20 protein-coding genes are annotated in these 24,950 nt (G+C 66.4%); 5 read left to right on the forward strand and 15 right to left on the reverse strand.

Going from position 1 to position 24,950, the window contains the following annotated elements; genetic code table 11:
- Positions 1-41 precede the first annotated feature (41 nt).
- From AO398_RS00870 to coxB, 10 genes are all read right to left on the reverse strand, one after another.
- Entirely contained in the window at positions 42-1,298 is a 1,257-nt protein-coding gene (locus tag AO398_RS00870) for an SfnB family sulfur acquisition oxidoreductase (protein ID WP_058190121.1), read from the reverse strand.
- A gap of 49 nt (positions 1,299-1,347) precedes the next feature.
- Positions 1,348-2,463, reverse strand: a complete 1,116-nt coding sequence (gene sfnG / locus AO398_RS00875) for a dimethylsulfone monooxygenase SfnG (RefSeq protein ID WP_058190556.1) — start codon at positions 2,461-2,463, stop codon at positions 1,348-1,350.
- Positions 2,464-2,668: 205 nt separating this feature from the next.
- Positions 2,669-3,439, reverse strand: coding sequence for an SURF1 family protein (locus AO398_RS00880; RefSeq protein WP_058190122.1), 771 nt, complete (start codon positions 3,437-3,439; stop codon positions 2,669-2,671).
- The gene (locus AO398_RS00885) at positions 3,436-3,810 is read right to left on the reverse strand and encodes a DUF983 domain-containing protein (RefSeq protein WP_058190123.1); all 375 of its coding nucleotides are present in this window, start codon (positions 3,808-3,810) and stop codon (positions 3,436-3,438) included. The genes AO398_RS00880 and AO398_RS00885 overlap by 4 nt, the downstream gene beginning before the upstream one ends.
- Before the next feature lie 150 nt (positions 3,811-3,960).
- Positions 3,961-4,821, reverse strand: a complete 861-nt coding sequence (locus tag AO398_RS00890; protein ID WP_058190124.1) for a cytochrome c oxidase subunit 3 — start codon at positions 4,819-4,821, stop codon at positions 3,961-3,963.
- A gap of 142 nt (positions 4,822-4,963) precedes the next feature.
- Entirely contained in the window at positions 4,964-5,575 is a 612-nt protein-coding gene (locus tag AO398_RS00895; RefSeq protein ID WP_058190125.1) for a cytochrome c oxidase assembly protein, read from the reverse strand.
- 9 nt (positions 5,576-5,584) lie between these two features.
- Positions 5,585-5,749 (reverse strand): hypothetical protein, encoded by a 165-nt coding sequence (locus tag AO398_RS28925; protein WP_058190126.1) that lies wholly within the window; start codon positions 5,747-5,749, stop codon positions 5,585-5,587.
- Between the two features lie 5 nt (positions 5,750-5,754).
- Positions 5,755-6,702, reverse strand: a complete 948-nt coding sequence (locus AO398_RS00905) for a heme o synthase (RefSeq protein WP_058190127.1) — start codon at positions 6,700-6,702, stop codon at positions 5,755-5,757.
- 202 nt (positions 6,703-6,904) lie between these two features.
- Positions 6,905-8,533 carry a cytochrome c oxidase subunit I gene (ctaD, locus tag AO398_RS00910; RefSeq protein ID WP_058190128.1) on the reverse strand — a complete coding sequence of 543 codons (1,629 nt, stop codon included), beginning with the start codon at positions 8,531-8,533 and terminating at the stop codon, positions 6,905-6,907.
- A gap of 52 nt (positions 8,534-8,585) precedes the next feature.
- Positions 8,586-9,425, reverse strand: a complete 840-nt coding sequence (coxB, locus tag AO398_RS00915; protein WP_058190129.1) for a cytochrome c oxidase subunit II — start codon at positions 9,423-9,425, stop codon at positions 8,586-8,588.
- Positions 9,426-9,723: 298 nt separating this feature from the next.
- Here coxB and fdhD point away from each other — a divergent pair, with 298 nt between their 5' ends.
- Positions 9,724-10,566 carry a formate dehydrogenase accessory sulfurtransferase FdhD gene (gene fdhD / locus AO398_RS00920; RefSeq protein ID WP_058190130.1) on the forward strand — a complete coding sequence of 281 codons (843 nt, stop codon included), beginning with the start codon at positions 9,724-9,726 and terminating at the stop codon, positions 10,564-10,566.
- 2 nt (positions 10,567-10,568) lie between these two features.
- Here the strand turns inward: fdhD and AO398_RS00925 are convergent, their stop codons facing one another.
- Positions 10,569-11,447: a hypothetical protein gene (locus tag AO398_RS00925; RefSeq protein WP_058190131.1), complete on the reverse strand. Its 879-nt coding sequence runs from the start codon at positions 11,445-11,447 to the stop codon at positions 10,569-10,571.
- A gap of 616 nt (positions 11,448-12,063) precedes the next feature.
- Here AO398_RS00925 and gltB point away from each other — a divergent pair.
- Positions 12,064-16,707: a glutamate synthase large subunit gene (gene gltB, locus AO398_RS00930; RefSeq protein ID WP_244498645.1), complete on the forward strand. Its 4,644-nt coding sequence runs from the start codon at positions 12,064-12,066 to the stop codon at positions 16,705-16,707.
- A 101-nt stretch (positions 16,708-16,808) separates the two neighbouring features.
- Entirely contained in the window at positions 16,809-18,242 is a 1,434-nt protein-coding gene (locus AO398_RS00935) for a glutamate synthase subunit beta (RefSeq protein WP_058190133.1), read from the forward strand.
- A 51-nt stretch (positions 18,243-18,293) separates the two neighbouring features.
- Here the strand turns inward: AO398_RS00935 and AO398_RS00940 are convergent, their stop codons facing one another.
- The 3 genes from AO398_RS00940 to galE all read right to left on the reverse strand — a co-directional run bounded on the left by AO398_RS00940 (position 18,294) and on the right by galE (position 22,015).
- The gene (locus AO398_RS00940) at positions 18,294-19,733 is read right to left on the reverse strand and encodes an SGNH family hydrolase (protein ID WP_058190134.1); all 1,440 of its coding nucleotides are present in this window, start codon (positions 19,731-19,733) and stop codon (positions 18,294-18,296) included.
- A 79-nt stretch (positions 19,734-19,812) separates the two neighbouring features.
- Positions 19,813-20,967 carry a lytic murein transglycosylase gene (locus AO398_RS00945; RefSeq protein ID WP_058190557.1) on the reverse strand — a complete coding sequence of 385 codons (1,155 nt, stop codon included), beginning with the start codon at positions 20,965-20,967 and terminating at the stop codon, positions 19,813-19,815.
- Between the two features lie 55 nt (positions 20,968-21,022).
- Positions 21,023-22,015: a UDP-glucose 4-epimerase GalE gene (gene galE, locus AO398_RS00950; protein ID WP_058190135.1), complete on the reverse strand. Its 993-nt coding sequence runs from the start codon at positions 22,013-22,015 to the stop codon at positions 21,023-21,025.
- Between the two features lie 277 nt (positions 22,016-22,292).
- Between galE and galU the strand changes: the two genes are divergently transcribed.
- Positions 22,293-23,159, forward strand: coding sequence for a UTP--glucose-1-phosphate uridylyltransferase GalU (galU, locus tag AO398_RS00955; protein ID WP_058190136.1), 867 nt, complete (start codon positions 22,293-22,295; stop codon positions 23,157-23,159).
- A gap of 249 nt (positions 23,160-23,408) precedes the next feature.
- Here galU and AO398_RS00960 read toward each other — a convergent pair whose 3' ends face one another.
- Positions 23,409-24,311 carry an N-formylglutamate amidohydrolase gene (locus AO398_RS00960; RefSeq protein ID WP_058190137.1) on the reverse strand — a complete coding sequence of 301 codons (903 nt, stop codon included), beginning with the start codon at positions 24,309-24,311 and terminating at the stop codon, positions 23,409-23,411.
- A gap of 209 nt (positions 24,312-24,520) precedes the next feature.
- Between AO398_RS00960 and AO398_RS00965 the strand changes: the two genes are divergently transcribed.
- The gene (locus AO398_RS00965) at positions 24,521-24,877 is read left to right on the forward strand and encodes a response regulator (RefSeq protein WP_007558883.1); all 357 of its coding nucleotides are present in this window, start codon (positions 24,521-24,523) and stop codon (positions 24,875-24,877) included.
- The last annotated feature ends 73 nt before the right edge of the window (positions 24,878-24,950 follow it).

A 24,950-nucleotide genomic window follows, 5' to 3' on the forward strand; every position in this document is an offset into this window, starting at 1 on the left:
AAATGTCCGGAGCGCCGGCGACGCCTCTTCGGGATGCTTTGTCAGCTCCAGGCGTGGAACGGTGGGACGACGCCGTTCAGCGCGTGGTTGCCGATGATCGCGACCTTCCAGCGGACTGGATCGTGCAGGGTGTGGGTCCGGGCGTTGCGCCAGTGCCGGTCGAGGTTTTCAGTGGCGAGCGTTGAGCGGGTGCCGGACAGCTCGAACAATTTGTTGGAGGCGGCCAAAGCGACGTCGGTGGTCAGCACCTTCGCTTCGGCGACGGCGAGCTGCGCGGCGGCGACGCTCTCTGCGTCCGGCCGGGCCACCGCGGCATCGAGGGCAAGCCCGGCCTTGTCGAGCAGGGCTTCGGCCGCATGCTGGCGGATGGTGAGATCGCCGACCGCCTGGATCGTGTAGGGGTCGGCGGAGGCGCGCTCCTGCCCGCTGTCGATCCAGGGTCGCGCCTTCTCGCGCACGAAGCGGATCGTGTCGGTGAGGGCCTCGCGCCCGATGCCGGCATCCACCGCCGCCTGGATGATCTGGAAGATTGCCCCGTCGGCACTCGGCGCCTCGTAGCCCCGCCAGGCCGGAACCAGGTGAGTCTTCTCTACCCGGACATCCTCGATCAGCACCGTGCCGCTCGCCGTCCCGCGCTGGCCGAAACTCGACCAGTCATCGATCACCGTGAGCCCCGGCGCATTCCGCTCGGCGATCGCGTACCAGGCCCGCCCCTCGGCATCGAGGGCGACGATCGGTACGAGATGCGCCAGAAGCGCTCCGGTCGCATAGAATTTCTGTCCGCGCACGATGACGTGGTCGCCGTGATCGGTGAACCGCGTGTCGAAATCGGCCGCCCGCTTGGTCCCCCGCTCGGAAAACGCGTTGCCGAACCGCGTGCCGCGCAGGACTTCCCCGAACAGCAGCTGCTTCTGCGGCTCGTCCGCGACCGTACGGATCGCCGCCACGATCCCCAGGTGGTTCTGCACGATCTGCCCGATCGCTGGATCGGCTGCCGAGATGATCGCGATGACCTGCGCCAGGGTCCTGTAGGAGACCTCCGGGCCACCATAGGCCTTAGGTACGTTGATCGACCAAAGACCGCTCTGGGAGAACGCGTCGAGTTCCGCCAGCGGCCGCGTGTGGTTTCGGTCGCGCTCAGAGGCCCCGAGGCGGAACACGGTGGCAAGGCGGTGGGCGATTGCCAGCGCGCCGGCGTCGTCGCGGATCACGTGGGCCGGGGAGGGCGACCGCGCCGGGCCGAGAACGGCCTGACTTGGCTGGGGGTCGAGCGTGCGCGCATCGACGGCGATGTTCATGGCTCACTCCGATAGAAGAGGAAATCTCGTCACGGTCTCAGGCCGCCGATCAGGCCGCCTCGGCGCGCTTCTCGCGCGCGGCTTCGAGTGCCCGGACCCGTGGGATGACGTGGGTACCGAAATACGCGACCTCTTCCTGGAAATGCAGGAAGGCCAGCAGCGCGAGATCGGCGCCCGCATCCTTGAGGGCAAGGATCCGTTCCGCGATCTGGTCCGGCGTACCGATCAGGTTGGTCTTGAAGCCGTCGTTGTACTGGACGAGGTCGTTGAAGGTCGATTTTGCCCAGTTGCCTTCACCCTCGGGCGACGCCTTGCCGGCATTCTTCGCCTCGTGGCCGAACGCCTTCACGGCGTCGGGGTCGGCATGCTCGATGATTTCCTGGAGGACGGCACGGGCTTCTTCCTCTGTGTCGCGGGCGATCACGAAGGCGTTGACGCCGATGCGTGGGCGGTTGCCGCTCTCGGCGGCCTTCGACCGGATGTCATCGACTTGGGCGCGGATGTTCTCCGGTGTGTTGCCGTTGGTGAAGTACCAATCGGAGACGCGGGCCGCCATGTCGCGCGCCGCCCGGGACGAACCGCCCTGGAAGATCTCCGGCAACGGATCGGCAGGCTTCGGCTTGAGCGTGTAATCCGTGTAGCGGTAGAAATCGCCCCGGAAGGTGAAGTTGTCCTGCGTCCAGATTCCCCGGAGGCTACGGATGAACTCTTCCGAGCGGCGATAGCGCTCATCGTGATCGAGCCAAGGCTCGCCGATCGCCCGAAATTCGCCCGAGAACCAGCCGGAGACGATGTTTACGGCGATTCGGCCGCCAGTGAGCTGGGAGATGGTCGCGATCTGCTTGGCCGCGAGCGTGGGATGCCAGGGACCTGGCAACAGCGCGGCGATGACCTTCAGCCGGGAGGTCGCCGCCAGCAGCGCATGACTGAACGCCACCGATTCGTGTTGGTACTCAGCGCCGTAGCCAGCGGTGAATCGGATCTGGGTCAGGGCGTAGTCGAAACCGGATTCCTCGGCGATCTGCGCGAGGCGGCGGTTGTAATCGGCATCCCAGCTCGTGCGCTGCGGTATCTTGCTGATCACCAGGCCGCCGGAGACGTTGGGCACCCAATAGGCGAAGCGGATCGGATCAGGCGACGGCTCTTCAACAAAACGGACGGTCATGGCGCGCACCTCGTTCGCGCGGAGTCGTTGCTCCGCGGTGTCTTCGAAGGATCGCAGCAAACTGAATACAAGATCCAGACTTACGCGATCGCTCAGGAACACGCAAAGTATTCTGGCTCAGGTGCGATCGGTCAAAGGAACGCGATGCCGTTTTGCAGGCCTCACCGGCGGCATTCTTCTGCGTAAGCAGGTGTTGAACGCGGTTTTATTCTTTTGCCATACCAATGGCGTCCGAATCGTGCAGACGGCGATAGGCGAACACACTGAAGACGCCGAGCAGGCACGCCGCGAGAGCGAACCACGTGAAGGCGTATTGCAGGTGATTGTTCGGGATATCGACCTTCAATTGGCCGCCTCGCGGCCAGGTGGTCTGGCCCGGTCCCGCATCCGCCTCGATCAGGTAGGGCGCCGCCTGGGCGATCCCGCGCGCTGCGGCGATGCCGCCGACATCGCGGTTGAACCACTCCCCGCGCGTCGGATCCGCCTCCGGCACGAACATTCCACGCGCCTCGCTGGCACGCAGGATCCCGGTGACCGTCGTCGGACCTTCGATCAGCCCGTCCCGGCGATCGGCCTGCGCCTTCAACTCAGTCGGTACGAAGCCGCGGTTGATCAGGACGGTGCCGCCATCCGTTAGCTGCAATGGCGTGATGACGTAGTAGCCCTGCAGCGCTCGGCCGGGCGTCTCGCCGGCCGCCAGACCGTGGACCAGGGTTTCGCGATCGTTGGCAAAACGGCCTGATACGCGGACGTGGCGGAACTCGTCCCGTGCGGGATCCCAGGCCTCCGCCGCGGGTGGCGCCACCGGCTCGGCCTGGGTCTGCCGAACGATCCGGGCAATCAGCTCTTCCTTCCAGCTTTTGCGCTCGATCTGCCAGATCCCGAGGGCCAGAAGGATCGCCAGGGCGATCAGGGAAGCGAGACCGGGCGCGATCAAGTCGCGCCACGCGGCCGCACGCGGCGTGGATCGGTTCACTGTTCGAAGCGTCCCTGCTCAGCCTTGTTGCTGTACTGGAGGGCAATCAGCATACCCTTGAGCGGTCGAACCAAAATCAGGCTCAAGCCGATCGACAGGGTCCCGGCCACCAGTGCATGGACCCAGATCGGCGGCTCGTAGGTAATCTCCAACCACAGGGCCAAGCCAACCACCAGCAGGCCCACGATGGACATGACGAAGAAGGCCGGCCCGTCCGCGGAATCGAAGGCCTCATAGTCCAGGCCGCACGCTTCGCAGGAGGGGCGAAGGGTCAGGTAGCCCTTGAAGAGATGTCCCTCGCCGCAGCGCGGACAGCGGCCGCGCAGGCCCGTGGGGACGGGCGGCGGTTGCGGAAAGGTTCGTTGGTCCACGTGAACACTCCAGACCGGTCCGGAAGACCGCATGCGCGCCGTCACCCGGCCGCCGTCCTCGATATGGGGATCCTGCTGAGTCGGACACGAAAAAGGGCGGCCTAAGCCGCCCTTTCACAGACCCGCCATGCGGTGACGGGATGGCGATGCTCAGTGAGCGGCGCCGTGGAAGACCCCCGAACCCCAGACGTAGATCGCGGCGAACAGGAACAGCCAGACCACGTCCACGAAGTGCCAGTACCAGGCGGCGAACTCGAAGCCGAGATGCTGGCGCGACGTGAACTGGCCCGCATAGGCGCGGAACAGGCACACTGCCAGGAAGATGGTGCCGATGATGACGTGGGCGCCGTGGAAGCCCGTCGCCATGTAGAAGGTCGACGAGTAGATGCTGCCCGAGAAACCGAACTCGGCGTGGCTGTACTCGTAGGCCTGGCAGGCCGTGAACAGCACGCCCAGGATGATCGTCAGCCACAGGCCGTATTTCAGGCCCTTCCGGTCATTGTGCAGCAGCGCATGGTGCGCCCAGGTCACGGTCGTGCCGGAGGTCAGCAAGATCAGCGTGTTGAGCAGCGGCAGGTGCCAGGGGTCGAACGCCTCGATGCCCTTGGGCGGCCAGACACCGCCGGTGAATTCGACACGGGACGCCTGGATCGGATCGACGGTGTAGAGCGCCGCCTCGAAATAGGCCCAGAACCACGCGACGAAGAACATCACCTCGGAGGCGATGAACATCATCATTCCGTAACGATGATGCAGCTGGACGACGCGGGTGTGATCGCCGGAATTGGCCTCGTGGGCAACGTCCTTCCACCATGCGAACATGGTGTAGAGCACGCCGATCGAGCCGACGCCGAAGATGTAGGGGCCCGGGGTCAGCGTTCCGATCTGGAGGCTTTTCATCCAGAACACGGCGCCGAACGCCATGAGGAAGCCCGAGAAGGCACCCATCAACGGCCACGGACTCGGGCTCAAAATATGGAAGTCGTGATTCTTGGCGTGCGCCTCGGCCATCGTCCCGTCGCTCCTCACCCTGACGCCCCGCGCCGTTCCCGGCATCCGGCCTATCGCTCTTTTGGCCAGGCACCACAGACAGGGCACCCAAGCTTGTCCGCACACTTAGTCGGTGCCGACCTCTGTTGTCACGCGTTCGCGATCAGAAATCGCGCTTCGTGCCCGAAGCCCCTGTGGTCGCGACCGCCGCACTCACCGGCTGGCCGTTCTTCGAGGCGAAATACGTGTAGGACAACGTCATCTCGGAAAGATGCGCGGTGTTCGAATCGTCCCGGACGGCCGGGTCGACATAGAACACGACCGGGACATCCAATGTTTCGCCCGGCTGCAGCGTCTGCTCGTTGAAGCAGAAGCAGGCGATCTTGACGAAATAGCTGCCCATCAGGCCAGGCTGGACGTTGAAGGTCGCCACGCCCGTCGACGGCTTGCTGCTCGTATTCTGGACCCGAAAGAAGACCGTCTTGGTCTCCCCGAGTTTCGCCTCGACGCTATTCGTCTCGGGGACGAACTTCCAGGGCAGGCCGGGAGCGACGTTGGTGTCGAAATGCACCACCATGCTGTCATCGGTGCGTGCCGCCGACGAGGACAAAGCCGGCCCCTGACGCGGCGTGCCGTCGTATCCGGTCGCCTTGCAGAAGGCGTCGTAGAGCGGCACGGATGCGAAGGCGAGACCGACCATGCCGACGGCGAGGCCGGCGCAGGCAATCGCTGTCCGTGTGGCACCGCGGCTGGGATTGGGGCGGGATGGGGTCATTGGGATCCCTCAGAGCGGACGGCTGAGGATCTGCGGGCCGAGCTTCACGATCGTCAGCACGAAGAACAGCAGCACCCAGGCACCCAGCGCCAGGGCGATCGCAATCGATCGCTTCCGGCGGCGCGCTTCTTCCTGGGGTGTAAGCTGGCGGTACGGGACCTCGGGATCCGCCATGGCGCTCAGACCAGGGGCCGGAACAAGCCGAAGCTCTGCTCGGCGAGCAGCGCCGAAAACAGCGCGAAGAGGTAGAGGATCGAGAAGCCGAACATGCCCAGGGCGGCCTTCTTCTCGGCCTCACCTTCGCGGTTCTTCAGGACGCGGACGCTGAAGGCCAACATCCCGACGCCGCCGACCACGCCGATCACCGCATAAAGCAAGCCACCGAAGCCCAGGGCCACGGGTACGAGACCGAGCGGGGCGAGGAGCACGGTGTACCAGACGATCTGGCGGCGGGTGGAGGCCGGGCCGGCGACGTTGGGCATCATCGGGATGCCGGCGCGGGCATATTCCTCGGCCTTGATCAGGGCCAGCGCCCAGAAATGCGGCGGCGTCCAGATGAAGATGATAGCGAACAGGACGAGCGACTCGATCCCGACCGAGCCCGACACAACCGCCTGGCCGATCACCGGCGGGAGGGCGCCGGCGGCCCCACCGATCACAATGTTCTGCGCGGTCGCCCGCTTCAGCCACATTGAGTAGATCACCGCGTAGAACACGATGGTGAAGGCCAGCAATCCGGCGGCCAGCCAGTTCGCGGCCAGGCCCAGCACCAGCACCGACGCCACCGACAGGAACAGGCCGAAGCCGAGCGCTTCCTCGGACGAAATCCGACCGGCCGGGATCGGGCGCTGCGCCGTCCGGGTCATGACGGCATCGATGTCCGCGTCCCACCACATATTGAGGCAGCCCGACGCCCCGGCTCCAACCGCAATGGCCAGAAGCGAGATCACGCCGATCGCAGGCTGAACATGGCCCTGGGACACCACCATGCCGACGAGGGCGGTGAAGATTACGAGGACCATCACCCGCGGCTTGAGCAGGGCGAAATAGTCCGGCACGTCGCCGCCAACGGCCGTGAAGGCCGGGGCCGGGGTGTCCGGTCCGATCGTATTCGTCAGGCTCGTCATCGCGTCTGCCGCTGTTGTGTCGGCGCCCGGCCACGCGCGTCACGGCCGAGTCAAATCTTGAAAACGATTAGTTCCAAGAACGAGCGCGAGTGATTCACGCGACGTATGCGGATCACCCGTCTGGATCGCCCTTGCCGGGAAGTCGCCGTCACGGCTTCCGGGGAAGGGCGAGGGCCGCGCATACGGCCCTCGCAGATGCGGATCAGTGCGCGCCCGGCTCGTCGACGATGCGGGGCAGCGTCTCGAACTGGTGGAAGGGCGGCGGGGAGGGGAGCGTCCACTCGAGGGTGGTTGCGCCTTCACCCCACGGATTGTCGGCAGCTCGCTCCTTGGAGCGGAAGGCCAGCACGACGCCGATCACGAAGACGAACATGCTGAGGCCGAAGATGTGGCCGCCGTAGGTCGAGACCTTGTGCCAGGCCGCGAAGGCATCCGGGTAGTCGGCGTAACGACGCGGCATTCCGGCCAGGCCGAGGAAGTGCATCGGGAAGAACAGGACGTTCGCACCGATGAAGGCCAGCCAGAAGTGCAGCTTGCCGGCCCATTCCGGGATGATGTGACCCGTCATCTTGGGGAACCAGTAGTAGATACCGGCGAAGATGATGAACACTGCGCCCAGCGAGAGCACGTAGTGGAAGTGCGCCACGACGTAGTAGGTGTCGTGTAGGTACTTATCGACCGCCGAGTTAGCGAGCACGACGCCGGTCACGCCTCCGACGGTGAAGAGGAAGATGAAGCCGACGGCCCAGTGCATGGCTGCGGTGAAGCGGATCGAGCCGCCCCACATCGTGGCGATCCACGAGAAGATCTTCACGCCCGTCGGGACCGCGATCACCATGGTCGCGAACACGAAGTAGGACTGCGTCTGCAGCGACAGGCCGACCGTGTACATGTGGTGGGCCCAGACCACGAAGCCGACGACGCCGATCGCCACCATCGCGTAGGCCATCGCAAGGTAGCCGAAGACCGGCTTGCGCGAGAACGTCGAGATGATGTGCGAGACGATGCCGAAGGCCGGCAGGATCATGATGTAGACTTCGGGGTGACCGAAGAACCAGAACAGGTGCTGGTACAGGATCGGGTCACCGCCGCCGGCCGGGTCGAAGAAGGTCGTGCCAAAGTTGCGGTCGGTGAGCAGCATCGTGATGGCGCCCGCCAGAACCGGCAGCGACAGCAGCAGCAGGAAGGCGGTCACCAGTTCCGCCCAGGCGAAGAGCGGCATCTTGTGCAGCGTCATGCCCGGGGCGCGCATGTTCAGGATCGTGGTGATGAAGTTGATTGCCCCGAGGATCGAGCCTGCACCCGAGAGGTGCAGGGCGAAGATCGCGAAGTCGACGGCTGGGCCGGGATGGCCGGCGGTCGAGAGCGGCGGGTACACGGTCCAGCCGGTGCCGGCGCCGGACGCACCGGGCGCGCCTTCGACGAACAGCGAGCACAGCAGCGAGCAGAAGCCCGCCACGGTGAGCCAGAACGAAATGTTGTTCATGCGCGGGAACGCCATGTCCGGCGCGCCGATCATGAGCGGCACGAACCAGTTGCCGAAGCCTCCGATCAGTGCCGGCATCACCATGAAGAACACCATGATGAGGCCGTGGCCGGTGACGAACACGTTGTACGTCGCCGGGCTCGAGAAGAACTGCAGCCCCGGCTGTTCCATCTCCATTCGGATGCCGAAGGAGAGGAACGCGCCGATCATGCCGGCGCAGAAGGCGAAGAGCAGGTAGAGCGTGCCGATGTCCTTGTGGTTCGTCGACAGGAACCACCGGGCGAAGAACGACGGCTTATGGTCGTGGACCTCGTGGGCCTCGGCATGGGCTGCGGCTGTAGCCATGGATTCGGGTGCCTTGTGGATCTCTGACGGGTTCTGATCGGTCGGCCGGGGCTCAGCGCGCCTCGGCGAAGCTCGTGCCGTTGTCGATGCGGGCGTACTTGGTCTTCGCTTCCTTAAGCCAGTCGGCATAGGCCTGCTCGCTGACGACGCGGACGACGATCGGCATGTAGGCGTGACGCTGCCCGCAGAGCTCCGAGCACTGGCCGTGGAACGTGCCTTCCTTATCGGCCCGGAACCACATCTGGTTCAGGCGGCCCGGCACGGCGTCGATCTTGAAGCCGAAGGCCGGCATGGCCCAGGAATGCAGCACGTCCGCTGCCGTGACCTGGATCTTCACGATCTTGCCCAGCGGCACGACCATTTCGTTGTCGGTCTGCAGCAGGCGGGGCTGCTTGTCCTCGTCGATGTTGGCATCGAAGGTGAAGCCACCACCGGCCTCGGTCTGCGGGTACTCGTAGGACCAGTACCAGGCATGGCCGATGACCTTGACGATCATGTCGGCCTTCGGATCCGCGAGCTGCGTGCGCAGCAGGCGGAAGGACGGGATCGCGACGGCGACTAGGATCAGCACCGGGACGATGGTCCAGGCGATCTCGATTGCGGTGTTGTGCGTAGTGCGGGAGGGGGTGGGATTCGTCTTCTCGTTGAAACGGAAGACGCACCAGAGGATCAGTCCCAGCACGAAGACCGAGATCGCCAGCGAGAGCCAATGCAGGCCGATCTCGAAGCTCAGGATATCGCGCGCGTTTTCGGTGACCGGGATCTGCCGGCTCATCTCCCACGGCACCGGCTGTCCGAAGCCCGCCGCGAGCGCACCGGATGTCGAGGTGAGCAAAGCGCCAAGGGCGGCGAGGCTCCAGGGTGATCGGGTGATCGTCCGCACCGTCCGCATCTGCCTCTCGTTGCTCCCCTGCGATTTGCTTTCCCGTCGGCCTTTCCCGTCTTGACTGAGCGCGGGATGGTGCCGACGTGACGGACTGCCAGTTGTGTTACCCGGCGTGTATCCGATCGCGGCTTCAGATCACAAGGGCGTTCGCGGTGCAACCGCACAAGCGTCGCAGCGCGTGGATTCCGGCAGATTCGGGTCGCGTCGCGACAGCTTTTCATCGACCTTTCGCCGATGGTGGAGCGTTCATGCCGCTCCCAAATCGGCGCGACAGTAGCGCTACAGAGTTCTTTTGGAGCTTCGGATGTCGATGAAACCCAAGGATCGACCCGCCGGGACGCCGCCGATCTCGATGCAAGCCCCGATGCAGGTGGTCGCGTACATGGCTTCGGCGCCGAAGGCGGGCACGCGAGCGCTGGCCGTGGAGGCCGCTGTCAATCTCGTCTACGGCAGCGTGCCGCACGCCGTCATGATGGCGACGCCCGCCGATCTCGACGATTTCGCCTACGGCTTCAGCCTTACGGAAGGCATCGTCGAATCCGCCGACGAGATTCGAGCGACGCGGGTCGAAGTCGGATCCGACGGGCTTCGCCTCCATGTCGAGCTTGCGCCCGGCCGCCTCCGTGAGCACCTGGCTCGCAAGCGCGCGATCAGCGGTCGAACCGGCTGCGGCGTGTGCGGCATCGAGGATCTGTCCGATCTCCCGCGCGCCGAAACGCGGGACGCTCCAGACGTGCGGGTCGCGCTTCCGGCGATCGCCAGGGCGCTGCAGGGGCTCGATGCGGGCCAGGTTCTGGGCGCGGAAACCCGTGCCGTTCACGCGGCCGCCTGGGCTCGCCTCGACGGTTCATTGGTCGCCGTGCGCGAGGATGTCGGCCGGCATAATGCTCTGGACAAGCTGATCGGGGCGCTGATGCGGACAGGCACCGATACCGCCGCCGGTTTCCTGGTGATCACCAGCCGTTGCTCGTTTGAGATGGTGGAGAAGGCCGCACGGCTGGGTGCTGCCGTGATCGTGGCGATCTCGGCCCCGACATCCCTGGCGCTGGAACGAGCCAAGGCGCACGGGATCACGCTCTGCGCGATCGCGCGCTCGGATACCCTGACCGTCTTTACCGGGTCCGAACGCCTCATCCCGGGCGGGTAGCGCTACTGCGGCGCCGACTCCTTCTCGGAGGGGCCGGGGACGATTGTGGCTCCGCCGATGATTCGCACCGGCTTCCTGTCCGGTGGCGGATCCTTCCAATCCGCGGCCGGCGGCTTGGCCGCCTGGGCGATGCCGCCTGCCGCGGGCTTGGCCGGAGGGGGATCGGCAGGCGCGGAATTGGCTGTAGGCGCCTTGTCGATGGCGCCGGACTTGGTGTTCGGCTTGGCCTCGGCAGCAGGATCCGCCGTGGCGGCCTCAGCGGGCGCGATCTTCGGGGCAGGGGCTTCCGGGACGTTGCGCAGCGCGGGCTTCAACTCCGGCTGGCGGCTGGGCTGCGCGGCGCGGGCGACCTTACGCGGTGCATCGGGCCGGGCACGGGAGGCGGGATTAAGACCATCAGGATTGGCATCCGGGCGCAGGGCCTCGGGACTCACCCGGCGTTGCGGCCGCAGGGCCGGGCCCGGTATGCTGTCGGGCGTCGCCGGCCGCAGGATACGCCGCGGCGCGGTATCCTCCTCGGTCCAGCCGAATCCAGGGCTGGGACGCTCGAGGCGGGCGTAGGTCTCGGGGGCACCGATCCGCTGGCGCCCGACGATCGCGCCCGCGGCGGGATCGACGAACAGCCGGACCGTCACGCCGGTCGGGCTGACGGCATCCACCACGTAAACACGTCCATCGAAGCGGGGACGACCCAAACCGCTGAAACCGCGTTCGGCCAGACGCCATGCGACGACCCGCGGCGGCAGGATCTCTTCCTCGAAAGCGAATTGCGCGCTGGCGCCGCGGCAGAGACCCAGCATCGCGCCGCCGGAGAGCAGCACGGCACACAGCGCTCGTGCCGCCGCCCGCCGCGCGCGGCAGGGCATTCTGTTCTCGATCATCACTCTGGTGCGTTCCCGTCTTGGAGACCCGGCAGAGTATCCGGTTCCGGCATGGTCCGGGCCGGTTTGCCCAGACCTCGACCATGCCGGCGAGGTCGTTGCCCCGCATGCCGCTTGTGCTCGGCGGGATCCCGTAGACCGGGTGATTCTGGCGAGATTGCGGAAGAGACTGATTAACAGCTGTTTAAGCCACGTCGCCGATGCCGCGCCCGGGGCTCCGTGCGCTCCCTTGCTGAAACGGTTTCAATCTGCCAATTTCGCGACTTAGGACAGTAGAACTGTCCCATCGGCCGTGCATGCTGACCGTCTCCGTCTCGCGCAAAAGCGGGAAATCCGGCAGACGGTTTCGAGCGCGCCAGCGCGCCGCTCCCTGGAGCGGTCCGGGTTCTCGATGAACGCAGGTCGACGGACGTGCCCTTCCGGGGACCGACCGGATCGCCTGCGGCATCGGGTCGGGGCGCCGGGCGGCGACGGCCCGCGGGCATGAAACATGCTCGCGGGTTGACCGGCAGCGGACGGGATCGAGGGAAGGACGAGACGAAGCATGGCCCAGCGCGGATCCGCCGAAGAGTTTGCTGCTTCCGAGTTCCAGGCTGCCGCCCCCCGCGGCGGCGCGATGCCGCTCACGGTGCGCGATCCTGCTCTGCCCAAAGCCCAGGGCGCCTACGATCCGGCCAACGAGCGCGATGCCTGCGGCGTCGGCTTCATTGCCGACATGCATGATCGCCGCACTCATGCCATCGTCCAGCAGGGTCTGAAGATCCTCGAGAATCTCGACCACCGCGGCGCGGTGGGTGCGGATCCGAAGATGGGCGACGGCTGCGGCATCCTCACCCAGATCCCGCACGGCTTCTTCGCGGACGAATGCTCGCGCCTGGGTTTCGAGCTGCCGCCGGCCGGCCAATACGCGATCGGTCAGTTCTTCATGCCCAAGGCCGAAGAGCCCCGGGCAATCATTCAGGGAATCATCGAAGCGGCCCTGGCCGACGAGGGCCTTCCGCTGCTCGGCTGGCGCGACGTGCCGGTGGACCCGGAGGATCTCGGCGTGGCCGTGAAGGCCACCGAGCCGCATCACCGGCAGGTGTTCATCGGTCGCCCGGCCTCGGTCTCCGACCAGGACGTGTTCGAGCGGCGCGTCTTTGTCGCCCGCAAGGTGATCTCCAACAAGGTCTACGCCCTCGACGATCCGCGGGTGAAGGAGTTCTACCCGGTCTCCGTCTCGACCCGGACCATCGTCTACAAGGGCATGGTCCTGGTCACGCAGATCGGCGACTACTTCCTCGATCTGAAGGACGAGCGCTTCGTCTCGGCGATCGCCCTGGTCCACCAGCGCTTCGCCACCAACACGTTCCCGACCTGGCGGCTGTCGCACCCGTACCGGATGGTCGCCCATAACGGCGAGATCAACACGCTGCGCGGCAACGTCAACTGGATGGCGGCCCGCCAGGCCAGCGTCGATTCGGACCTGTTCGGCAACGACATCTCGAAGCTCTGGCCGATCTCCTACGAAGGCCAGTCCGACACGGCCTGCTTCGACAACGCCCTCGAATTCCTCGTGCAGGGCGGCTACCCGCTCGCCCATGCGATGATGATGCTGATCCCGGAGGCTTGGGCCGGCAATCCGCTCATGAGCGAGGAGCGGCGCGCCTTCTACGAGTACCACGCCGCCCTGATGGAGCCGTGGGACGGCCCCGCCGCGGTGGCGTTCACGGATGGCCGCCAGATCGGCGCCACCCTCGATCGCAATGGCCTGCGCCCGGCCCGCTACATCGTCACCGATGACGGGCTCGTCGTGCTCGCCTCCGAGATGGGTACGCTGCCGATCCCGGATGAGAAGATCGTCCAGTCCTGGCGCCTGCAGCCGGGCCGGATGCTGCTGATCGATCTGCAGAAGGGCCGGATCGTCTCCGACGAGGAGATCAAGGGCGAACTCGCCGCCGCGCACCCCTATGCCGACTGGGTCAAGAACACGCAGATCGTGCTTGAGGATCTCAAGCCCGTCGTGGCGCGGGAGACGCGCTCGGACGTGGGCCTGCTCGATCGCCAGCAGGCCTTCGGCTACACGCAGGAAGACCTGAAGCTGCTGATGCAGCCCATGGCCGTGACCGGCCAGGAGGCGGTCGGCTCGATGGGCACGGATACGCCGCTCTCGGCGCTCTCCGAGAAGTCGAAGCTGCTCTACACCTACTTCAAGCAGAACTTCGCCCAGGTCACCAACCCGCCGATCGATCCGATCCGAGAAGAGGCGGTTATGAGCCTCGTCTCGTTCATCGGGCCGCGGCCGAACCTGCTGGACATGGAGGGTGCGTCCCGGCGTAAGCGCCTGGAGCTCCGCCAGCCGATCCTGACCAACGGCGACCTGGAGAAGATCCGCTCGATCGGTCATTTCGAGGACCGGTTCGACACCAAGACCCTGGACATGACCTACCCCGCCGAAATGGGCGCACAGGCCATGGACGGCGCGCTCGATCGCCTGTGCGATCGGGCGGAGGCGGCGGTGCGCGGCGGCTACAACATCATCGTGCTGACCGACCGCGCGGTCGGGCCGGACCGGATCCCGATCCCGGCGCTGCTGGCGACCGCCTCCGTCCACAACTACCTGATCCGCAAGGGTCTTCGCACCTCGGTCGGCCTCGTGGTCGAATCCGGTGAGCCGCGCGAGGTGCATCACTTCGCGTGCCTGGCCGGCTACGGCGCCGAGGCGGTGAACCCATACCTCGCCTTCGAGACGTTGCTGGCGATGAAGGACGAGTTCCCGCCGGACCTCACGGACGACGAGATCATCTACCGCTACATCAAGGCGATCGATAAGGGCCTGCTCAAGGTCATGTCGAAGATGGGCATCTCGACCTACCAGTCCTATTGCGGCGCCCAGATCTTCGACGCGGTTGGCCTGAACTCGACCTTCGTGGGCCGGGACTTCTTCGGCACGGCGACCACGATCGAGGGCGTCGGCATGGCCGAGGTGGCCGAGGAGACGGTCAGCCGTCACCGCGACGCCTTCGGCGACGCCCCGATCTACCGCAACGCCCTCGATGTCGGCGGCGAATACGCCTACCGGTTGCGCGGCGAAGCCCATACCTGGACGCCCGACACGATCGCGACGCTCCAGCACGCGGTGCGCCTCAACGTCCCCGAGCGCTACCGCGAGTATGCGGCCCTGGTGAACCGCCAGGAGAACCAGCTCAAGACCCTGCGCGGCCTGTTCCGGCTTAAGTCGGCGACCGAACTCGGCCGCGAGCCGGTGCCGCTGGATTCGGTCGAACCAGCCTCCGAGATCGTCAAGCGCTTCGCCACAGGGGCGATGTCGTATGGATCCATTTCGAAGGAAGCGCACGAGACGCTGGCGATCGCGCTGAATTCCTTCGGCGGCCGTTCGAATTCCGGCGAAGGCGGCGAAGAGGTCGAGCGGTTCAAGCCGCTGCCGGACGGCCGCTCCCGCCGGTCCGCCATCAAGCAGGTCGCCTCGGGCCGTTTCGGCGTCACGACGGAATACCTGGTCAATTCCGACATGATGCAGATCAAGGTCGCGCAGGGCGCCAAGCCCGGCGAGGGCGGCCAGCTGCCCGGCCACAAGGTCGACGCCAAGATCGCCAAGGTGCGCTACGCCACCCCGGGCGTCGGCCTGATCTCGCCGCCGCCGCATCACGACATCTACTCGATCGAGGATCTGGCCCAGCTGATCTTCGACCTGAAGAACGTGAACCCGTCGGCGGACGTATCGGTGAAGCTCGTCTCCGAGGTCGGTGTCGGCACCGTGGCGGCGGGCGTCGCCAAGGCGCGTGCCGACCACATCACCATCTCGGGCTATGACGGCGGCACCGGCGCCGCCCCGCTCACCTCCCTCAAGCATGCGGGCGGCCCCTGGGAGACGGGCTTGGCCGAGACCCAGCAGACGCTGGTGCTCAACGGCCTGCGCGGGCGCGTTGCCCTCCAGGCCGACGGCGGCATCCGCACCGGGCGGGACGTGATTATCGCGGCCCTGCTCGGCGCCGACCAGATGGGATTCTCGACCGCGCCGTTGATTGCGGCCGGCTGCATCATGATGCGCAAGTGCCATCTGAACACTTGCCCGGTGGGCGTCGCCACGCAGGACCCGGTCCTGCGCAAGCGCTTCAAGGGCACGCCCGAGCACGTTGTGAACTACTTCTTCTTCGTCGCGGAGGAGGTGCGCGAGATCCTGGCCTCGCTCGGCTTCACCAAGCTGGAAGAGGCGGTCGGCCGCTCGGACGTGCTCGACAAGGTCGAGGCCATCGCCCACTGGAAGGCGCGCGGGCTCGACTTCACCAAGCTGTTCCACCGCCCGAAGGTGGCGGACGGCATCGCCATCCGGCATGTGGAGAAGCAGCACCATCCGATCGACACGGTCCTCGACCGGCGTCTGATCGAGCAGGCCAAGCACGCCATCGAGACCGGCGAGCCGGTGGTCGTCACCGACACGATCCGCAATTCGGATCGGGCCGCCGGTGCGATGCTGTCCGGCATGGTCGCCAAGGCCCACGGCCACGAGGGGCTGCCCGACGACACCATCGTGGTGAAGCTCTCCGGCACCGCCGGCCAGAGCTTCGGTGCCTGGGTCGCGGCCGGCGTGACCATCGAGCTCACCGGCCACGGCAACGACTATGTCGGCAAGGGCCTGTCGGGCGGGAAGCTGATCATCCGGCCGAGCGACGCCCTACGGTCGCCGCCTGACCGGACCATCATGGTCGGCAACACCGTCCTGTACGGGGCGATCGCCGGCGAGTGCTACATCCGCGGCTCCGCAGGCGAGCGCTTCGCAGTGCGCAACTCCGGCGCGATCACTGTGGTCGAGGGCATGGGCGACCATGGCTGCGAGTACATGACCGGCGGCGTCGTCGTGTCGATCGGCGAGACCGGGCGCAACTTTGCTGCCGGCATGTCGGGCGGCATCGCCTATGTGCTGGACGAGGACGGCTCGTTCTCGGCTCGCTGCAACCTCTCGATGGTCGATCTCGAACCCGTCGAGGAGGAGGACGACCTGATGCGCCGCTTCCACCAGGACGGCGATCTGGAGACCAAGGGGCGCGTCGATATCCTGGCCGACATGTCCGGCCACGACGAGGAGCGCCTGAGCCAGCTCATCACCAACCATCTCAAGTACACGGGCAGCCCGCGGGCGAAGCAGATCCTCGACGACTGGGCGAGCTTCCGCACCAAGTTCGTCAAGGTGATGCCGGTTGAGTACCGCCGGGCGCTGCGCGAGATGGAGATGGCGCGGATGCCGGTGGCGGCAGAGTAAGGCTATCGGTCTCGGCGCCCGAGCGAAACGGGCGCCGATCGCGGAATGAAGGTCTCATAGGCTGCAGCATCGGTCGATCTGCGGGCCTCAAGGGTTGATCGATGGGCAAGATCACGGGTTTCCTCGAGTTCGACCGGCAAGAGCAGAAGTACCAGCTCGCGGCCGATCGCGTGCGGCACTTCCGCGAGTTCACCCTGCCGCTCGACGAGCACGACCTGACCAAGCAGGCGGCGCGCTGCATGGATTGCGGCATCCCGTTCTGCCACGGCCCGACCGGCTGCCCGGTCCACAATCAGATTCCGGACTGGAACGATCTGGTGTTCCAGTCGGACTGGGAGGAAGCCTCGCGCAACCTTCACTCGACCAACAACTTCCCGGAGTTCACCGGCCGCGTCTGCCCGGCGCCCTGCGAAGAGGCGTGCACACTCAACCTCGAGAATCAGCCGGTTGCGATCAAGACAATCGAGCAGGCGATCGCTGACCGCGCCTGGAACATGGGCTGGATCAAGCCTGAAACGGCCTCCGTACGCACCGGCAAGCGCGTGGCGATCGTCGGCTCCGGGCCCGCCGGCCTCGCGGCGGCCCAGCAGCTCGCCCGGGTCGGGCACGACGTGCACGTGTTCGAGCGCGAGCCGAAGGCCGGCGGTCTGCTCCGCTACGGTATCCCCGACTTCAAGATGGAGAAGCGCCACATCGACCGCCGGGTGCGGCAGATGGAGGCCGAGGGCGTCGTCTTCCACTACAACCAGAACATCGGCGTGACGAAGCCGGTCGAGGAGCTGAAGGCCGAGTTCGACGCTGTGATGTTCTGCGGCGGCGCGGAGGATCCGCGGAATCCGCAGCTCCCTGGCCAGGAGCTGGAGGGCGTCCACTACGCGATGCCCTACCTGATCCAGTCGAACCGCCGCGTCGCAGCCGAGCCGATGCGCGGCAACGGCGAGGTGCCGATCCTGGCCTCGGGCAAGAACGTCGTGGTGATCGGCGGCGGCGATACCGCCTCGGATTGCGTCGGCACCGCCTTCCGCCAGGGCGCCCTGTCGGTGACGCAGCTCGATATCCGTCCCCGTCCGCCCGAGCGTGAGGACAAGCTGACGGTGTGGCCGTACTGGCCGACCAAGATGCGGACATCCTCCAGCCAGGCCGAGGGCGCAGAGCGCGAATTCCAGGCGGCGACGCTGCGGCTCGACGGCAACAAGAAGGGCCGCCTGACCGGCGTAGTCTGCGCCCGGGTCGACGCCAAGCGTCAGCCGATCCCCGGCACCGAGTTCATCCTGCCGGCCGATCTGGTGTTCATGGCGATCGGCTTCGCCGGCTCGGTGCAGAAAGGCCTCCTCGAGCAATCCGGCATCAGCGTCAGCAAGCGCGGCAACGTCGAGGCGAACGAGGAGGATTACCGCACCTCGGACGAGAAGATCTGGAGCGCCGGAGACATGCGCCGGGGCCAGTCACTGGTGGTCTGGGCGATCCGTGAGGGTCGTCAGGCAGCCCGCGCCATCGACGAGACCCTGATGGGCGCGAGCGTCCTGCCGCGATAGCTCTCTTGACTCGACGGCGCGGGTTGAGGAACCCGCGCCGAACGCGTCCCGTCAGCCCGGCGGCCAGCGGAAATCGTCGGCGCGGCCGGGCTGGGGCAGCGGTGCGGCGCCCCGTACGAGCGTCCGCTCCACGGTTCCAAGGTTGTCGCCGTCGCGCGGCCGACCGGTCAGCAATGCGCCGCCGGGAGAGACTTCGGTTCGACCAAGCGGTACGACCGGGCCCGCCGCCGGCTTCACCGGCAGGGCAGGAACCCCCGGCGGTTCCGGCAGGCTCGGTAGCATCGCGGTGATCTGCCGATCGATCGTTGCGGTGTCCGTGGGCTGCCCTGCACCGTCGAGGCTCGGCCCTGATGTCGAGGGCGTACCGGCCGGCGCGATGCTCGCGGTCGGCGGCTGGTCCGTCAGCGCTGGCGTGGCCGTGCCCATCAGCCGCTTCAGCTCGACATCGGCGAAATGTGCCAGCTTGCGGTCGCCCGCCTTGGTGAAGTGAACGCCGTCGGCGGTCCGAAGCTTGGCGATCTGTCCTTCGGGATCGGGGCCGGAGGCCGTGTAGCGGTCGCGGTCGTCGACGAAGCCCGGCCAGATGTCGACATAGGTCGCGCCGGCTTTGGTGACGCTGTCCCGGACGATGTCATTGATGGCGGCGAGGTCCCGGCTCAGCGGCTCGCTCTGCATCGGCGGAAGGCCGACCCAGACCAGCGGCACTTTGTGATCGGTGAACACCTTCACGAACGCGTCGACCCGCGCACGGTACAACACCTTCCAGCGATCGGTGAGGGGATCGGCCGTCTCGTCGCCTTCGCGGATCGGCTGTCGGTCATTGGCGCCGAGCATGACGAGCCCGTAGCGCACCTTCGGATTGGTGCGGAGGTAGTCCTCGGCACTCTTCGGCCAATCGACGACGTCCTTGCGCACGAGCCCGCTATCGCCCTTCGCACGATCGATGACCGCAACGTCGGCATTGTCCTCGAAGACGTCGTCGAGCCCGTGGGCGAGGTGGTCGGCCAAGGAGTCGCCGAACACCGCGATCTGCACGTTCGGCGCGGTCTTGGCGATAGCCGGCTTCGGCGGCATCGGTGCCCGTGCCGGTCGCTCTCGTCGCTTGATCGCGGGCGGGGGCCGCTGTGCGTCGGCGCTTCCCACGTTGTTGCGCGGACGGGGCGCCCGGTAGGTGCGCTCCGGTGGGGGGGCGACCGGCTGTTGCGGTCGGTCCTCCCACGGCCAGTAGAATTGGCGCGGCGCTTCCTGGGGGGGCGCATAGCGGGGCTGGCGCGCGTAAGCTCCGTCATCACGGTAATAGGCATCACGCGCACGACGCCGCGTCGGCGCTTCGGAATAGGCGCCGTTCCCGGGTTGCTGATAGCCGTCGCCCCACTGCGCCCGGGCAGGCGTATTGCCGATCAGGAATAGGGCCGCCTGGCCCAGCAGGACGGCCAGCCCGAGGAGGGCCGGACGTGTCGTGCGACGCCAAACAGCGACTCTCATGCGCATCCCGCATTCCCAAGGCGCCCGGGTACCGGTCGCTGGCCGAGAGTATATGGGAGACGGGCGCGTACGTCTAAACCGCGCGCTATCGACTGGGGCCGTGCCGCTCCCGGATATGGGTGAGAAGCGCCGGCGTGGCGTAGCCGTCGGCCTGGAGCCCCGCATCGATCTGGTAGCGTCGCACCGCCTCGCGAAATTTCGGACCGGCGCGGCCGTCCGTGGGGCCCTCGTAAAAACCGGCCATTGCGAGCTCGCTCTGGAGTGCGCGCAATCCCGTACCGTCGAGGCGCGGGCCGGTCGGCCAGGGAGCCGCAAGGGCTGGGCCGCCGTCGAGACGGTCGGCGAGGTGGCCGACCGCCAGCGCGTAGGAATCCGAGGTGTTGTAGCCGCGGATCACCTCGAAATTGCCGGTGATCAGGAAGGCCGGCGCGCCGAGGCCGCCGGGCAAGAACAAGCTAGCCTTACCCCGCTCGGACAGGCGCTTGCCGTCCATCCGCCGGACGCCGCGGCTCGCGAACCGGCCGAGATCGCCGGAATAATCCGAGAGGTCGAAACCGTCGGGCAGATGCACCTCGTAGCCCCAGGCAAGGGACGGATCCCAACCGAGATCCTTGAGATAGGCTCCGATGGAGGCGAGCGAATCCGCGTCGCTCAACCAGATATCTCGGCGGCCGTCGCCGTCGAAATCGACCGCATGTGCCAGGTAGGTAGACGGCAGGAACTGAACTTGGCCCATGGCACCAGCCCAGCTTCCACTCATCCGCTCGGGCGTGATGTCGCCCCGCTGAAGGATGGTGAGGGCAGCGAGCAGCTCGTCGCGAAACAGCGTGCCGCGATGCTGGGCTTCCGCCAGGGTCGCCAGAGCCCGGATGGTCGAGAGGCTGCCGGCGCTCGCACCGAAATCGGACTCGATGCCCCAGATTGCGAGGACGATGGCGGCCGGAACCCCATAACGGGCCTCGATGGCCTTGAGGGTGGGCGCGAGGGACGACGCCCGTGCGCGTCCCCGGGTTATACGACCGGTTGAAACGGCACCCACCAGATAGTCCCAGACCGGGCGAACGAACTCGCCCTGCTGCTTCGTCCGAGCCAGGATGGCGCTATCGGGCGCCGAGATACCGCGGAAAGCCGCCGTAAAGGTCTCGGGCGTCACCCCGCGGGCCTCGGCGTCCGGACGCAGCGCCGCGATGAACGCCTGGAACGCGCCGTCCGACGCACCCGGTTTTGCGGCCCTGGTCACGGCCGGGACGAGGCATAGGGCGGCTGCGAGGACGGCGCCGCCGGCAAGCACCGGCTCAGATCCGGTTGCGCATACTGAGTTTGTCCTCCCAGGCCAGAGCCTGGGCGACGATGGCGTCGAGATCGTCGTGGCGGGGCTGCCAGCCCAGCTGCGACCGGATCCGGCCCGCCTCCGCCACGATCCGTGACGGAGACCCGGGCCGGCGCGGGCACAGCCGGACCGCGAAGTCCCGCCCCGAGATCCGCTTGACCACCTCGATCACCTCCAGCACCGAGTAGCCCCGGCCGTAGCCACAGTTCAGCGTCAGGCTCGCGCCGCCCCCGCGCAGATGGTCCAGCGCCACCCGGTGCGCGTCGGCGAGGTCCGAGACCTGGATGTAGTCGCGCAGGCACGAGCCGTCCGGGGTCGGGTAGTCGGTGCCGTAGACATCGAGCCGGTCGCGCCGCCCGAGCGCGGCCTGCGTGGCCACCTTGATCAGGTGCGTCGCGTTCGGGGTCGACTGGCCCGAGCGCCCGGCCGGATCCGCGCCGGCGACGTTGAAGTAGCGCAGCACGACGTACGAGAAGCCGTGGGCGGCCGCCGCGTCGGCGATCATCCACTCGCTCATCAGCTTGGAGCGGCCGTACGGGTTGATCGGGGCGAGCGGGAGGTCCTCGGGCACCGGCACCACCTCGGGCTCGCCGTAGACGGCGGCCGTGGAGGAGAAGATCACGTGGCGCACGCCCGCGCGGGTGGCGGCCTCGATCAGGGCGCGGGTCTTGACCGTGTTGGCGAGGTAGTAGCCGAGCGGGTCGGCGACCGAGTCCGGCACGACGATCCGGGCGGCGAAGTGGGCCAGCGCGTCGATGCGGTGCTGCAGGATGGTCTGGGTGACCAGCGCCTGGTCGGCGACGTCGCCGACCACGAGCTTGACCCCCTCGGGCACGGCCCAGTCGAAGCCGGTGGAGAGATCGTCGAGCACCACGATCTCCTCGTGGCCGGCATCCAGAAGCGCCAGAACCATGTGGCTGCCGATATACCCGGCCCCGCCCGTCACCAGAACCGCCATGTCACCCGCTCCGTAGCCGTTTCGATCATGCCCGCCGGGAGCCTTGCCCGATGGGGCCGCGACGGGGCAAGGCTATCCGCCGTCGCTTCATCGCACGTTCAAGCGCCGTGTGGGATTCCACTTGATAACGGCGACTTTAGGTGGTCGCAGACGGTATATTTATGGAGCAACGGTTCATACTAACGACGTAGAGGCCTTGCGAAGCATCGTGTTAGGCTATCTCGCTGTCCGAACCTTTGCCCCTGCCGGTCCATTCAGTTTTTGAGGTCGCCGCTTGATGAAACCGATCCGCAAGGCTGTCCTGCCCGTCGCGGGCTTGGGCACGCGATTCCTGCCCGCCACCAAGGCGGTCCCGAAGGAAATGCTCACTGTCGTGGACCGACCGGTCGTACAGCACGTCGTTGACGAAGCGCGCGAGGCCGGCATCGAGCACTTCATCTTCGTCACGGGTCGCGGCAAGGCGGTGATCGAGGACCATTTCGATATTGCGTTCGAATTGGAACACACCCTTCAGGAGCGCGGCAAGACGGCGGCTTTCGAGGAGCTGAAGCGGGATCTCCCAAAGGCGGGTCAGACCAGCTTCACCCGCCAGCAGGCCCCGCTCGGCCTCGGTCACGCGGTGTGGTGCGCCCGCGAGATCGTCGGAGACGAGCCGTTCGCGGTCCTGCTGCCCGACATGTTGAGCCGCGGGTGCATGCAGCAGATGCTGTCGACCTATGAGCGCCACGGCGGCAACGTCATCGCGGTCGAGGAGGTCGCTCCGGAGGAGACGCACCAATACGGCATCGTCAGCGTCGGTGAGACCTATGGTCAATCCTTCGAGATCACCGGGATGGTCGAGAAGCCGAAGCAGGGTACGGCGCCCTCAAACTACATCATCTCCGGGCGCTACATCCTTCAGCCCGAGATCTTCGGCATCCTGGAGCACGGAAAGAAGGGCGCCGGCGGCGAAATCCAGCTCACAGACGCGATGATCGACCTGATGGAAACGCAGGATTTTTTCGGGATGCGCTATGAGGGCCGAACTTACGACACAGGCTCCAAGATCGGCTTCCTCACTGCCAACCTCGCCTACGCGCTGGAGCGGCCGGAACTCGCTGGGCCGTTGAGGGCTGAGATCGCCAAGCTGCTCGAACAAAGCTGAGGCCTTTGCGCAAGACGCGGCGGAGGCATGCAGCCGTTGCGGAGGCAAACGCGAATTAAGCCTTGCTTCTTGTGCGGCGCACTTTAATTTGTGCATTGCGAGATCGCGATGGCGTCGCGGTCCCGTAGCCCTTCTTGGGCGTTTCCTCCCTAGACTTCGGGCCGCTCCTTCGGGAGTGGCCTTTTTTCTTGCCTTGCTCGCCAGATCAGGCTCGCGTCGGGTTTGCTCGGCAGGTGAACGGTGAGGGGCCTATTCGGCCGCCATCCTGCGAGGCGTTAAGTCGCCGAGATCGGCCGCGACCGTCGCAATGACCGTCCGCAACGCCTTCACGAGGCTCGGAAAATCCGGCGTCATCGCGAGGCTCGCCTCATTCATGTAGAGGGCCCGGTTGACCTCGATCTGCAGGGCGTGACGCCCGAGATTCGGCTCGCCATAATGTTCGGTGATGAAGCCACCAGCATAAGGCTTGTTGCGCACGACGCGGAAGCCCTGTGCCCGGAACGCTGTCTCGAACGCCTCGATCAGGCTGGGCGCACAGGCCGTTCCGTACCGGTCCCCCAGAACCATATCGGCTTTGACCTCGGCATCGCGCCCGAGACTCGAGGACGGCATCGAGTGGCAATCGATCAGGACGCAGTGGCCATGGAGGCGCGCCGTCTGTTGGATCAGGCTGCGGAGGACCCGGTGGTAAGGCTTGTACAAGGCCTCGATCCGGGCGGTCGCCTCGCTGACCGGCAGCCGCCGTGCATAGATCTCCTGACCATCGGCCACGACGCGCGGGACCGTGCCGAGGCCGCCTGCCACCCGCATCGATCGCGTGTTGGCGAAGGGCGGCAGCCGTCCGTCGAACATCCGCGGGTCGAGTTCGAACGGCTCGCGGTTCACATCCAGGAAAGCCCGCGGAAAGTTGGCCCGCAGGAGCGGAGCGCCGAGTTCGACCACCGAGGCGAACAGGCGGTCGACATACGCATCCTCCGACCGGCGCAGGCTGAGCGCGTCCAGTCGCGAGGCCGCAATGAAATCCGAGGGGTAGACTGCGCCGGAATGGCCGGTATTGAAGACGAAGGGCAGGGTGCGGCTCGCCGCCGCGTCGACCGCGAAGGCCGGGGCAAAACCGAAGACATCGGGCTGTACCGTTTCGGGCGCGGTCATTGGGTTTGTGCAGGCCCCGGCGGTTGGAAAAACGCGGCGGATACGCACTGTGGTATGCGAATGGTCGCCTGTCCACTCTGGTGCAGACGGCCCACACGTCCGTCTCGGGGACGTGCGGCGCCGGCTGCGGGCTCAAATCCTAACACCTTGTTTACCATCGCCTCCCTTTATGGGATCAACATTTCGACTCGAGGGCTCGGAAACGGCCGATGAAAATCCTGCTGGCGGAAGACGACAACGACATGCGCCGGTTCCTGGCCAAGGCGCTGCAGAACGCGGGCTACGACGTCCTGTCCTTCGACAACGGCCTGTCGGCCTATAACCGGCTGCGCGAGGAACCGTTCGAGCTGCTGCTGACCGATATCGTGATGCCCGAGATGGATGGCATCGAGCTGGCGCGGCGCGCCACCGAGCTGGATCCGGACATCAAGGTGATGTTCATTACCGGCTTCGCTGCCGTCGCGCTGAATCCGGACTCCAAGGCCCCCAAGGACGCCAAGGTCCTCTCCAAGCCGTTCCATCTGCGCGATCTCGTTAACGAGGTCGAGAAGCTGATGGCCGCCTGACCGGCACAGAGTGCCGACAGCTTCGGCTGTGACCACGCGGGCATAGGTATTTTCACGGGCGCGCTCCTATATG

The sequence above is a fragment of the Methylobacterium sp. GXS13 genome (assembly GCF_001455965.1).
Lineage (GTDB): Bacteria > Pseudomonadota > Alphaproteobacteria > Rhizobiales > Beijerinckiaceae > Methylobacterium.

Bases quoted from the DNA above. Each gene is read 5' to 3' on its own strand.
- AO398_RS00870 (WP_058190121.1), bottom strand. From the start codon at position 1,298: ATGAACATCGCCGTCGATGCGCGCACGCTCGACCCCCAGCCAAGTCAG.
- AO398_RS00905 (WP_058190127.1), bottom strand. From the start codon at position 6,702: ATGACGAGCCTGACGAATACGATCGGACCGGACACCCCGGCCCCGGCC.
- AO398_RS00925 (WP_058190131.1), bottom strand. From the start codon at position 11,447: ATGATCGAGAACAGAATGCCCTGCCGCGCGCGGCGGGCGGCGGCACGA.
- AO398_RS00890 (WP_058190124.1), bottom strand. From the start codon at position 4,821: ATGGCCGAGGCGCACGCCAAGAATCACGACTTCCATATTTTGAGCCCG.
- AO398_RS00940 (WP_058190134.1), bottom strand. From the start codon at position 19,733: ATGCGCATGAGAGTCGCTGTTTGGCGTCGCACGACACGTCCGGCCCTC.
- AO398_RS00935 (WP_058190133.1), top strand. From the start codon at position 16,809: ATGGGCAAGATCACGGGTTTCCTCGAGTTCGACCGGCAAGAGCAGAAG.
- AO398_RS00960 (WP_058190137.1), bottom strand. From the start codon at position 24,311: ATGACCGCGCCCGAAACGGTACAGCCCGATGTCTTCGGTTTTGCCCCG.
- sfnG (WP_058190556.1), bottom strand. From the start codon at position 2,463: ATGACCGTCCGTTTTGTTGAAGAGCCGTCGCCTGATCCGATCCGCTTC.
- gltB (WP_244498645.1), top strand. From the start codon at position 12,064: ATGCCGCTCACGGTGCGCGATCCTGCTCTGCCCAAAGCCCAGGGCGCC.
- AO398_RS28925 (WP_058190126.1), bottom strand. From the start codon at position 5,749: ATGGCGGATCCCGAGGTCCCGTACCGCCAGCTTACACCCCAGGAAGAA.
- AO398_RS00965 (WP_007558883.1), top strand. From the start codon at position 24,521: ATGAAAATCCTGCTGGCGGAAGACGACAACGACATGCGCCGGTTCCTG.
- ctaD (WP_058190128.1), bottom strand. From the start codon at position 8,533: ATGGCTACAGCCGCAGCCCATGCCGAGGCCCACGAGGTCCACGACCAT.
- coxB (WP_058190129.1), bottom strand. From the start codon at position 9,425: ATGCGGACGGTGCGGACGATCACCCGATCACCCTGGAGCCTCGCCGCC.
- galU (WP_058190136.1), top strand. From the start codon at position 22,293: ATGAAACCGATCCGCAAGGCTGTCCTGCCCGTCGCGGGCTTGGGCACG.
- AO398_RS00895 (WP_058190125.1), bottom strand. From the start codon at position 5,575: ATGACCCCATCCCGCCCCAATCCCAGCCGCGGTGCCACACGGACAGCG.
- fdhD (WP_058190130.1), top strand. From the start codon at position 9,724: ATGTCGATGAAACCCAAGGATCGACCCGCCGGGACGCCGCCGATCTCG.
- galE (WP_058190135.1), bottom strand. From the start codon at position 22,015: ATGGCGGTTCTGGTGACGGGCGGGGCCGGGTATATCGGCAGCCACATG.